The organism is Coriobacteriia bacterium, from assembly GCA_018368455.1.
GTDB lineage: Bacteria > Actinomycetota > Coriobacteriia > Coriobacteriales > UMGS124 > JAGZEG01.
The window spans coordinates 33,601-44,766 of the sequence record JAGZEG010000019.1 but is presented as its reverse complement, the minus strand read 5'-3'; the positions used below and the strand labels follow the sequence as shown (position 1 = coordinate 44,766).

Annotated in this window: 8 protein-coding genes; 4 read left to right on the top strand and 4 right to left on the bottom strand. The window is 67.5% G+C overall.

All coding sequences use genetic code 11. The annotated features are described in order from the left end of the window. The first annotated feature begins 452 nt into the window (after positions 1 to 452). Positions 453 to 731, top strand: coding sequence for a molybdopterin-binding protein (locus tag KHZ24_10650; GenBank protein MBS5451646.1), 279 nt, complete (start codon positions 453 to 455; stop codon positions 729 to 731). 2 nt (positions 732 to 733) lie between these two features. Here KHZ24_10650 and KHZ24_10645 read toward each other — a convergent pair whose 3' ends face one another. Next, a complete protein-coding gene (locus KHZ24_10645; GenBank protein MBS5451645.1) occupies positions 734 to 2,809 on the bottom strand; it encodes a Na+/H+ antiporter in 2,076 nt (691 codons plus the stop codon). A 302-nt stretch (positions 2,810 to 3,111) separates the two neighbouring features. Between KHZ24_10645 and KHZ24_10640 the strand changes: the two genes are divergently transcribed. The 3 genes from KHZ24_10640 to KHZ24_10630 all read left to right on the top strand — a co-directional run bounded on the left by KHZ24_10640 (position 3,112) and on the right by KHZ24_10630 (position 7,189). Continuing rightward, entirely contained in the window at positions 3,112 to 4,017 is a 906-nt protein-coding gene (locus KHZ24_10640; protein MBS5451644.1) for a MerR family transcriptional regulator, read from the top strand. A gap of 167 nt (positions 4,018 to 4,184) precedes the next feature. Continuing rightward, positions 4,185 to 6,191 carry an FAD-binding protein gene (locus KHZ24_10635; GenBank protein MBS5451643.1) on the top strand — a complete coding sequence of 669 codons (2,007 nt, stop codon included), beginning with the start codon at positions 4,185 to 4,187 and terminating at the stop codon, positions 6,189 to 6,191. Positions 6,192 to 6,352: 161 nt separating this feature from the next. Next, positions 6,353 to 7,189, top strand: coding sequence for a MerR family transcriptional regulator (locus KHZ24_10630; protein MBS5451642.1), 837 nt, complete (start codon positions 6,353 to 6,355; stop codon positions 7,187 to 7,189). Between the two features lie 59 nt (positions 7,190 to 7,248). On the opposite strand, the gene rlmD is transcribed toward KHZ24_10630, so the two are convergent. The 3 genes from rlmD to KHZ24_10615 all read right to left on the bottom strand — a co-directional run bounded on the left by rlmD (position 7,249) and on the right by KHZ24_10615 (position 11,056). Next, positions 7,249 to 8,565, bottom strand: coding sequence for a 23S rRNA (uracil(1939)-C(5))-methyltransferase RlmD (rlmD, locus tag KHZ24_10625; protein MBS5451641.1), 1,317 nt, complete (start codon positions 8,563 to 8,565; stop codon positions 7,249 to 7,251). Between the two features lie 614 nt (positions 8,566 to 9,179). Then, on the bottom strand, positions 9,180 to 10,325 hold the full coding sequence (locus KHZ24_10620; protein MBS5451640.1) for a HAMP domain-containing histidine kinase: 1,146 nt from the start codon (positions 10,323 to 10,325) through the stop codon (positions 9,180 to 9,182). Further along, positions 10,322 to 11,056: a response regulator transcription factor gene (locus KHZ24_10615; GenBank protein MBS5451639.1), complete on the bottom strand. Its 735-nt coding sequence runs from the start codon at positions 11,054 to 11,056 to the stop codon at positions 10,322 to 10,324. The genes KHZ24_10620 and KHZ24_10615 overlap by 4 nt, the downstream gene beginning before the upstream one ends. Between the last annotated feature and the right edge of the window lie 110 nt (positions 11,057 to 11,166).

The following is an 11,166-nucleotide window of genomic DNA, read 5'->3' as shown; positions in this document are numbered from 1 at the left end:
ACATCCTCTGGACGTGGAACGCCCTCTCCCTGTCGCTGTACACGCGGCCTCCGTCCCGACCGGGTAATCCCCCGGTCCAACTTCCTGCCGCACCCCCCTAGTGCGAGGTTTGCGGGGCGTTTTTTACGCTTGTGCGAGGGGGTGGCCTGAGGTCGTCGGCATTTCCCCAGGTCAGGGGCTCGGACTTCTGGAGCTCTTCCCTGCAAACCTCGCATAACCGAAAAAAGCGCCCATTTTCGGAGTGCCTCTACGCAAAATCCCGCAGAACCGTCGTTTTTGGACGCGCCTCCATCCGGACGCGACGAAGCCCGCGCGGCCTTCGAGAGCCTGCCCAACATCGGCGTGCTGTTCGGCGGCGACGTGGCGTAGTATAGGCACGGATGGTTCACAGTGGGCCCCGGCTCCGCTTGTTCCGCGGGGTCGGGGCCCGTTTCTTTTTCGCGGAGGTCCCCATGATTCCCCAGGTGCAGGGTACGGTCGGCACGCCGGTTCGCCTGAGCGGCTACGCCTACGACTTCGGCCAGACCATCGCTGGCGTGCAGTTCTCGCTCAACGAGGGCAAGACGTGGACGACGTATGAGACGCCGGGCACGAACGACTACCAGACGCTGAGCTGGAGCTTCGACTACACGCCCGAGCGTCCCGGCACGTACCACTTCCTCATACGCGCCCTCAACGACCGAGGCGAGCCCAGCCCGACGCCCAGCCACGTTACGCTCGTGGTCTCCTAGGCCTACCTGCGCTTGTCGTTGAGACCCATCTGCAGCAGGTAGACTTCCTCGCGCAGCTGGTGAGCGACAGTCTTCGTGATGCGACCGTCCTCGCGAGCCCTCTGAATCTCGTCGAGCTCGAGGCTCAGCGCCCTGGCATATAGATCGCTCGCCACCTCGATGGCACGCTGCGCCTGGTCGCGCAGGTCGCCTACCGGCTGCATGGCGATCGTGCTGTCGGGGTCGGCGTTCAGGCGCGCCTCGAGTGTCGTGAGCGCGGCCTCGTGCTCGCTCAGGAGCACGGAAGCCGCTGCGGCGACTTCATGGCTCTCGTCGGCCATCTCGGTAAAGGGCCGCAGGTAGCGCAGGGCGCACTGCTCGAGCCGTACGACAAGCTCGAGGTCATCGCGCTTTGTCTGCCGAGCCGCTTCGCCCTTGCGCGCCCTCTGGAGAGAGTCGATGGCGCCGCGCACGGTGAGCTGCAGCGATACGATGGGATTGAACCGCTTGTTGCGGCCCGACCCCTGCTGGCGGGCGAGGACGCGCGCCATGCGGGCGATCTGGTCAACGCAGTGCTGACCGCTCTCTTTCGTGGCCGAGCCCTCGCGCACGGCCTTCATCGCCAGCGAGCGCTGCTGCTCAAGCACCTGCTCGCTGAGGTAGCGCAGCAGCTCGGCCGAGTAGCGCGGCCCCCTCAACTGCTCGAGGCGCACGTCGTAGGAGTGCAGCACGACCTGCATGGCCTGGGCGTTGCGCGGCGTCGTGGCCTCTCTAAGCTGCTCCATGACGTGTTGGAGGATGGCGGCGCACTCCTCGCGGGCCTTCTCGTCGTCGCTGTCGTCGCGCTTGGGCGCCACGGCCGGCATGAGGAAGTTGGCCGCTAGCAGCGTGAGCAGGACGGTCACCGACGCGATGCAGATGAGTGTCGTGCGGTAGGGGAACTCCACGACGCCACCGATGGAGATGGGGATCGTGAACGCGATGGAGAGCGTCACGGCACCCTTGGGGCCGGCGAGCGTTGTCACGAGCGCGTCGCGCGCGATCGCAAGCGACAAGCCCTGGCGCTTGCCCGTCTGCTCGCTGCGCATGAGCGCCTCCATGACGAGCACCCACACGAAGCGTACAGCGACGAGCACGAGCGCCAGTACGATGGCTGCCGTGATGATGAGGGCGTTGTTCATATCGGTGTCGTTCCAGCCGGGCAGGATGGCCTGCGGCAGCTCCATGCCCAGCATGACGAACACGACGCCGTTGGCCACGAACACGAGCAGCTCCCATACGCTTGACGAGGCGATGGACAGGCGCGTTGTGAGCGCGTTGATGGGCTTGGGGGCAAACGACATGAGCAGGCCGGCGGCCACGACGGCCAGGATGCCGCTCACGTGGAAGTGCTCGGCGGCGAGGAAGATGAAGAACGGCGTGAGCACCTCGAACGCCACGTGCGTCGTGACACTCTCGAGGCCGCGCCTGCGGATGAGACGCGTGAACGCCAGCGCGACGAGCCCGAGCACCAGGCCGACGAGCACACCCCCGCAGAACGTCGTGAAGAATGACACGCCCGCGTCGAGCAGCGAGAACACGCCCGTCGTGGCCGCGGCGATGGCGAACTGGAACGAGACGACGCCCGACGCGTCGTTGATGAGCGCCTCGCCCGACAGCAGCGCGCTCTGCCGTTTGCTGAGCGCGACCTCCTTCGAGAGCGACGCGACGGCGACGGCGTCGGTGGGCCCGAGCGCGGCGCCGAGCGCAAACGCGGCGGCGAGGGGGATGGACGGCTCGAGCCAGTGCAGCGTAAAGCCCACAGCAAGCGTGAGGGCGAGCACGAGCCCGATGGCGAGCGAGAGGATGGAGCCCTTGTTCTCCCAGATGGCGCGCGTGTCGGCGTTGCGGGACTCGTCGAACAGCAACGGTGCGATGAGCAGCACGAGGAACAGCTCGGAGTTCATGACGAAGTTCTGGTGTCCCGGCATGACGAGCACGATGACGGCGCCGACGGCGATCTGCACAAGCGGCAGCGAGACGCGCGGCAGGAGCTGGTCGACGACGGTCGAGGCCAGCACGGCGGCCATGAGCAGGAGAATGAGCTCGAACAGTTCCATAGGGCACCCGTCGTTCGCTATCCGACACTGACGTTAAAACGGTATAAAGACGAGCATACCCGCGTCGCGTTGCCACTGTGCGAACTGTCTGCACGCTGTGCATACGTCGCGGAAAAAACGCGCGAGAAGATTGCGGCGGAACCGTTTGCGCCGCACGGCCCGCTGAGGGGCGACGCGGGGCCGGCGCCCAGGTACAATTGCCCGCTGTCGGGACCTCTGAAATGGAGCTCGTCCGACGGGAAAGGGTCATCCGGGCGCAGGGAGGCGTCGTGTCGGGATTGGAGACGCAAGGGGATCCGGTGGTGCAGACGCAGTCGGCGCGCTCGTACTCCGTGGGAGATCTGACAAGCACGCTCAACATCTCGCGGACGACGCTGCTCTATTACGAGCAGCTCGGCATCGTGCGCCCCGAACGCGACGCGGAGAGCGGGTACCGCACATATCGCTCCCGCGACATATTCCGGCTCATGAGCGCCATCCTGCTCAAGAACTCCGGCGTCGAGCCCAAGCGCCTTGCTGAGCGCCTGGATGGCGAGCCGTTCTCCGACGAGCACTTTGCCGAGTACCTGCAGATGGCGCAGAGAGACGTCGCCTACCAGCAGGCGAAGCTCGAGTGCCTGCGCGCGCTCGACGAGCTGCGCCGCTCGGTGGGCACGCTTTCCGTCGTTGACGTCGAGCCGTACTACATCAGCTACGACCGGGCCGAGGGTGGCTATCACGACTTTCCCGAGGACGAGGCCCTCACTTCGCTGTTGGCGAACATGCCGATCGGTGGTCTGGGGTCGCACTACGACAGCGACCTGCTGGGGAAGGACAAGCGGCTCACGTCCAGCGGGGTGCGCTGGGGCCGTACGGTCGCCGTGCGGTTTGCGCCCCTCATCGAGGGGCTGCCCGAGGGGCTCGAGGTCATCGGCGGCTGTACGTGCGTGCGCAGCGTCACGTTTCAGAAGGACATCGTGACCTACCGGCCGAGCGTCGCAGACGAGGGGGACGACGTCCTCAGGTTTATGGCCGAGCGCGGCCTGCGACCTGCAGGTCGAGCGTTCTGTCCCTTCTCGCTGCCGTCGGATCGCGGGTTCTACGTGCCGCTGTGCCTGCCGGTTGAGCCTATCGACGCCTCGTCTGACCCACGGGTTTCGGGCACCGCTGGCGAGGCGGCCACGGGGACGAAGCGCAGCTGGTGGTGTCGTCTGTTCGGGTGCCGCTGACCCCTCTGGCAGCGGCTCGAGTGCGGCTCAATTCGTCGAAAAACGACTGTTGACCTGTCTAATATAGACGGTCCTAGGCTGAGGTCCGTCAGCTCGGAGATTGCTTGCGGCGTCGCGTGCGCCGGGTGTCTCACGGGCAGGGGATACCTCAGAAAGGGGACCGCGCCATGCACGACGTTTCCGCCTCACAGCCTGCCGTTTCCGTCTCGCGCCGCCGCTTCGTGGGCGCTGCCGCCCTGGGCGCCACTGCGCTCGGCATGACGGCTGCCACCTCGGCCTTTGCTGCCGACGCCTCCGCTTCGAAAGACGCTCCCGCCGCCGCGGGCTCGACGTTTGCCGACACGGTTGTCTGGGACGCCGAGTATGACGTCGTCGTGCTCGGCATCGGCTTCGCGGGCATGGCTGCCGCCATCGCCGCCGCCGACGAGGGCGCTGCGGTGCTGCTGTGCGAGAAGGCCGAGGAGGGCGAGTCGGGCGGCAACTCCAAGGTGTGCGCCCAGTTCTTCATCGACGGCCACGGCGATCCCGACGCCGTCGTCTCGTACTTCAAGGGCATGGCCGGCGGCCGCCTCGTCGACGACGAGGTCTACACGACGTTTGCGAACAGCGTCGCCACGATGGGCGACATCATCGCCGAGCGCTATGGCCTGGACAGCAGCCAGTACATCGATGCTGGCACGCTGGGCCTTGCCGCTGTTGACTACCTCTCGCCCGAGTACCCCGAGTTCGCTGGCTCCGAGAAGATCTCGTTCATGCTCTCGCACATGGGCTACAGCGACAGCTTCTTGTACCAGAGCGTGAAGAAGCAGCTCAAGGCCCGTTCCGAGAACATCGACGTCTGGTTCGAGACGCCGGGCGTCGAGCTCGTCCAGGACCCGGTGTCGCGCGCGGTCATCGGCGTCGTCGTCGAGCGCAAGGGCGAGCGCCGCTTCGTGCGCGCCCTCAACGGCGTGTGCCTGTGCACGGGCGGCTTCGAGAACAACCCCCAGATGATCCAGTACTACCTCGACTGCGTGAATATGGCGCCCATCGGCGGCCTGGCCAACACGGGCGACGGCATCGTCATGGCGCAGGGAGTGGGCGCGCAGCTGTGGAACATGGGCTCCTACGAGCGCGACTGCACGGGCGGCCTCGGCGCAGTCTGCTACAACGTGGGCGAGGGCCAGCGCGCCAACATGGTGAACCTGGGTGACAACGGCGAGATGCTCAGCGGAGCCGTCATGCTCGTCGGCACGTGGGGCAAGCGCTTCCTCAACGAGTCGGTGCCCGTGCGCCACGGCCACCTGCCCAACGGCAACGGCCAGTGGGAGAACCCCCGCTTCCCGGAGCGCTTCTGGGCGGTCTACGACCAGACGCAGGCCGACCTCATCGAGGCGGGCGGCGTGATCCCCGAGTCGTTCGCCGGCGACGTGCAGGCGTTCGACACCGCGGCCGACATGGCAGCCGCGCTCGACATGCCCGAAGAGGCGCTTGCCCAGACGATCGCGGACTTCAACTTCTTCGCCGAGAACGGTCACGACTACGAGTTCGGCCGCGACGCCTCGACGATGCGCCCGTTCGACGGCGTGAAGTTCTACGCCATCCCGCTGAAGAACGCGATCCTCAACACGCAGGGCGGCCCCAAGCACGACGCCCAGGCGCAGGTGCTCGACATGGCCGACGCGCCCATCCCGCACCTCTATGCGGCCGGTGAGCTGGGCAGCCTGGCCACCTACATGTACCAGGGCGGCACGAACGTGACGGAGTGCCTCGTGTTCGGCGAGATCGCCGGGCGCAACGCCGCTGCGGCCAAGGAGGCGCTGCCCGCCTACGAGGGCGTGCCGGGGGCGGAGTTCGTGACGTCGACACCGGCGCACCTCGGCGACGAGACCGACCTCGTGGCCGATGACGCCGCGGGTGCCTCTGAGGACGGCATGCTCGTGGGCACGGCCGACGGCATGGGCGGCACGGTGTCGGTCGCGGTCACGACGGACGCTGACGGCTGCATCGCGACGGTCGAGGTCACGCGCCAGTCCGAGACGGAGGGCATCGGCACGAAGGCCATCGACGAGCTGCCGCTGAAGTTCCTGGGCCTGAGCAGCGCCGACGAGATCGACGCCGTCGACGCGGTGTCCGGCGCTACCGTGACGTCCAACGCCCTGAAGGCGGCCGTGAAGGCGGCGCTGGGGCTGTAAGCCGAGGTTGTTTACTGGGCAATCGGAATGATGGGAGCGGGTCCCGCTGACGTGGGATCCGCTCCTTTTTGCGTGAGGTTGCCTGCGCAGGTTTGTGGGCATTGAACGCTTGCGACCCGCGCCCTATCTTGGTGAGAGGGGACAAGGGGAGGAGACGCGCTATGGGGGAGCACGAGGGGGACGCCAGAGACGTCGACCTGCGTTGGACCGACAAGGACGAGACGCCATACTCGATAGGCGACGTTGCCGCGGCGCTCAACCTGTCGCGCGCGACGCTGCTCTACTACGAGCGGCGTGGCATCGTGCGGCCCCGCCAGGACGAGGCGAACGGCTACCGCAGCTACACCGACGCCGACATCTTTCGGCTCATCGAGAGCATCGCGCTCAAAAACGTGGGCATCCAGCCGCGGGACGTGCTGGACTATCTCGATGGGGATCCGTTCTCTCCGGAGCGCTTCGACGAGTACGACGCTCTGATCGATCGCCAGGTGGAGCGCGCCCTGGCCGTGAGGGAGCGGATGGGCGCGCTGCGCCGCATGCCCGAGCGTGTGGGTGTCGTGAGCGAGGAGTACGTCGAGCCGTATTACATCAGCTTCGGCAAAGCGCCCGTAGGCTTTCGCGACTACGAAGACGATCCCGTGCTCGACGCGCTCGTGGCGAACGTGCCGCTGAGCTCCATGGGGGCGCTGTTCTTCGGCGACTACTTCGACCTGGACAGCCGCCCGCGCTTCGGCCGCACGGTGCCGGTGCGCCTGGCGCATCTCGTGGGGGAGTTGCCGACCGACCTCACGATCATGGGCGGCTGCCGCTGCGTCACGACCGTCCTGTACCAGGACGACATCTACCAGCGCCGCACGCAGGGCGTCACGATGAGCGGTCGCATCCAGGCGCATCTCGCCGAGCACGGTCTGACGCAGTCGGGTCGCGCGTTCTGCCCGTATTCGCTGCTCACCGAGTCTCGCGGCGCCTATACGGCCGTCTGCCTACCCGTATCATAGGCGCACGGCCCCATTCCCGCCTTTTGGTGTCGCGATGCCCAGGAGGTTTGCCGGCAGTCCTACCCGCGGTTGACGCGTTCGAGCAGCACGACGTTCTCGACGTGGTCGGTGTGCGGGAACATGTCGACGGGCCGGATACGGCGCACGCGGTAGCCAAAGCGCATGAGCTCCGTGATGTCGTGGCGCTGGCTTCGCGGCTCGCAGCTGATGTAGACGACGCGGCGCGGGCCGAGCCGGGCGAGGTTGGCGAGGAACGCCGGCGTCGACCCTGCGCGCGGCGGGTCCATGAACACGACGTCGAGATGCTCGCCGGCGCGGGCCATCCGAGAGAACACGCTGCCCGCGTCGCCCACGACAAACTCGGCCTGCTCGGTGCTCAGCCCGTTGGCCTCGGCGTTTGCCCGTGCGTCCGCGACGGCGTCCGCGTTGCGCTCGACACCGAGCAGATGCGCCCCGCTGCGCACGGCGGCCGCGATGCCGATGGTGCCCGTGCCGCAGTAGGCGTCGCCGAATCGGTCGCCGCTCTCGAGTTGCGCCATCTCGATGGCGAGGTCGTAGAGCTTCTCGGCCTGGATGGGGTTCGTCTGGTAGAACGACGACGAGCTGATGCGGAACGTGCAGCCGCAGATCTTGTCCTCGATGTAGCCGGGTCCGTAGAGCGTGCGCTCCTGCTTGCCCAGGATGACGCTCGTGCGCTCGGGGTTCACGTTGAGCACGATGGTCGTGAGCTCGGGATGCGCCGCCCGAAGCCGCTCGACGAACGTCCTGGCGCTCGGCAGGCGGTTGGAGCTTGCCACGAGCGTGAGCATGACCTGGCCGGTGTGCAGCGCCGTGCGTACGAGGGCGTAGCGCAAAAAGCCGGTATTCGTGCGTTCGGAGTACGGCTTGATGTTGAAGCGCGGCAGCAGATCGGCCACCGTGGCGATGATGGGGCGCGCCCGCTCGTCCTCGACGAGGCACTCGCGGCACGGGACGATGCGGTGCGTGCCGCGCTCGAAGATACCCCAGCGTGCGGTGGTGCGGCCGTCGCGATCGGGGCGTCCGGGGGCGAAGGGCAGCTGCACCTTGTTGCGGTAGCGCTGGGGGTCGTCCATGCCGATGATGGGCTCAACCTCGATGCGCGTGTCGGCGAACAGCTCTTCCATGCGGCGCTGCTTCATGGCGAGCTGCTCGTCGTAGGGCATGGCGAGCCACTCGCAGCCGCCGCAGCGCGCCGCCACGGGGCAGACGAGCTCGCTGCGCTGCAGGGTGCTCGCGGGGACGTCGCCGGATGCCGTGGGCGCGCCGTCTTGATGCGCGTCGCGGGCGCGGTGCTCGTCTCGCCGCCAGTTCGAATCGCGCGTGGCGCGCTGGTATCCTCGTTCGGTGTTCGCCATGGTGTCCCCTCTTGGTGCTGCGCGCGGCCTGGTTTGGCTTCGCGTCGCGCCTCTGCCCTCGAAGTGTTCGCCTCGTATTGTACGGGGTGCCCATCCTTGCGGCCACCTCCGCGCGACCCCTCACGAAATAGCGCATTACCGGCTTTTCTGGCCGCGCCGGCCGGCTGGGACGCCTTCTTTGTTGGGAGGAGGTTGTTCTGTGGCCAGAAGCCGAGCTTGTGTATGGGGCTCCTTCGGCTGGGCGACCGGTCGGCCGGACGCCACCTGCGGTTTTGCTGGCGAGCCTGTTGGGCGGTGGGATGGGCCTATGCACAAGCGGGATTCCAGGCCAGAAAGGCGGCGCCAGGTTGCAGGGCGCGCTTGCGGGCCGTTTGTGGGTCCGCTGATTGGCTGCCGTGCGGCGCCCGAGCGCAAGATTCCTGCTGCCGAGCTCGACGGGGCGCGCTGGATGCATGAGCGGGCTTTCGAGCTAGAGAGGCGGCGCCGAGCTGCAGAGTGCACCACCCCTGCGCTTGCGGGGGGTCTTCGATCGGCCGCCGCGTGGCGTCCGGGCGCGCGATTTCCGCCGCCAAGCTCGACGGTACGCGCCGGTCCGTGCTGCCTCGACGCGCTCCCTACCTGCTCGCCGGCAGCGTCACGGTGAAGTCCGTACCGTGGCCAGGCTCGGTGCGCACGGAGATCGTGCCGCGCGCCAGCTCGACGATGCGCCGCACGATGGGCAGCCCCAGGCCGTTGCCGCCTGCCGTCCCAGCCGTCGCCGACCCGCGGTAGAACTTGTCGAACGCGCGTCGCAACGTCTCCTCGTCCATGCCCGGCCCTTCGTCGCGCACGCTTACGCGGGCGATACCGTTGCCGCCTGCTGCCGTGCCTCCTACCTCGTCGGGCCAGACGTTCTCGCAGCTCACGTGCACGGTGCTTCCGTCGGGACTGTACTTGATGGCGTTGTCGAGCACGTTGAGCCATACCTGCGCGAGCATCTCCTCGCTGGCGCGCACCGTCGTGGGGCGCACGCTGTCGAGATCCAGCTCGATGCCGCGGGCCTCCCAGCGATCCTGCAGCATGAGGGCGCAGCGCCGCAGCTGCTCGTCGAGGGCGTAGTCACGCGCGTCCACGACGACCTGCTGGCTCTCGAAGCGGTTGAGCGCGAGCACGTTGGAGGACATCACGATGAGCCGGTTGGCCTCGGTGACGATGATGCCGGCGTACTCGCGGTCTCTCTGCGTGGCCTCGGGGTTGCGCTCGATTTGCCGAGCGAACCCGCGGATGGATGTGATGGGCGTCTTAAGCTCGTGCGAGAAGTCGTCGACGAACTCATCGCGCAGCATTTCGATGGACCCCAGCTCGTCGGCCATCGTGTTGAAGCTGCGCAGCAGGCTGCCGAGCTCGTTGTTAGCGCCCTCGTCATCGACGCGGGCCGAGAAGTCGCCCTGCGTCACGCGTTCCATGGCGCCACGCAGCTCGCGGATGGGCTTAAGCACGCGGTGCAGTGCGATGGAGGTCGTGACGAGCGTGGCCAGGGCCGACGCGGTAATCGCGAGGATGAGGACGGGCCCCGCGATCTCCTGGCCCTTGTGCAGCAAGCCGAGGTGGCTGAGGACGATGAGCGTGAGGCCGGTTGCGATGGCGCACAGGATGACGCAGGCGGCGACGCGAGCGATGACGAGCAGATCGAGCGAGCGTGTCCCGTAGAACGCGCGGCCCTGGTGGGACGGCGCTGGGATTTGGGAGCGACCCTGGGTGCTCTGGCGCGCGCCGCTCATAGGGTGGCTTCCAGGTGGAGGCTCGGCCTTGCGGGATCCTCTCCGGCGAGGACGACCGCCTTGTAGCCCAGCCCGCGCACGGTGGCGATCTCGAAGTCGGGACTGCCGTCGAAGCGCTCGCGTAGCCGGCTCACATGCACGTCGATCGTGCGCTCGTCGCTCTCGGCGTCGGGGCCCCACACGTCATCGAGCAGCTGGCGCCGGGTGAACACCTTGCCCGGGTAGGAGAGCAGCCGGAACAGCAGCTGGAACTCGAGTCGCGGCAGCTCCTGGACGCGGGAGCCTGCGCCTCGCCCCGCCTCGCTGACGGTGAGCGCGTCGGAGTCGAGCACGGTGCCCCCCACGGTGAGCCGGTGCTCGGCGTTGATGCGGGCGCGGCGCAGCAGGGCGCCCACGCGCATGACGAGCTCCTCCTCGTCGACGGGCTTCACGAGGTAGTCGTCGGCCCCCGCGTCGAATCCGGCGTGCTTGTCGCTGAGCGTCCCCTTAGCGGTGACGACGATGACCGGCAGGTTGTTGCCGGCACGGCGGAGCATGCGCGTGAAGGCGAGCCCGTCGATGCCCGGCATCATGACGTCGACGACGGCGAGGTCGACGCGCTCGTGCTCGAGCACGGCGAGTGCCTCGGCGCCGTTGGCGGCCGGCAGGGGAGCGTAGCCGCTCTGCTCGAGCACGACGCACGTGAGCCGGCGGACGTTGGGATCGTCCTCGACAACGAGAATCTGGATCACGGGAGCCTCCTTTCTCGTGGATGATACCCGCTTCGCCGAGCCTTGCCTCGTACCCAGTTTAAACGTGGTTCACATTCGGCTGGTAGGGTTGGGCCTACCATGGCAGGTTT

Bases quoted from the DNA above. Each gene is read 5' to 3' on its own strand.
- KHZ24_10650 (MBS5451646.1), top strand. From the start codon at position 453: ATGATTCCCCAGGTGCAGGGTACGGTCGGCACGCCGGTTCGCCTGAGC.
- KHZ24_10645 (MBS5451645.1), bottom strand. From the start codon at position 2,809: ATGGAACTGTTCGAGCTCATTCTCCTGCTCATGGCCGCCGTGCTGGCC.
- KHZ24_10635 (MBS5451643.1), top strand. From the start codon at position 4,185: ATGCACGACGTTTCCGCCTCACAGCCTGCCGTTTCCGTCTCGCGCCGC.
- KHZ24_10630 (MBS5451642.1), top strand. From the start codon at position 6,353: ATGGGGGAGCACGAGGGGGACGCCAGAGACGTCGACCTGCGTTGGACC.
- rlmD (MBS5451641.1), bottom strand. From the start codon at position 8,565: ATGGCGAACACCGAACGAGGATACCAGCGCGCCACGCGCGATTCGAAC.
- KHZ24_10620 (MBS5451640.1), bottom strand. From the start codon at position 10,325: ATGAGCGGCGCGCGCCAGAGCACCCAGGGTCGCTCCCAAATCCCAGCG.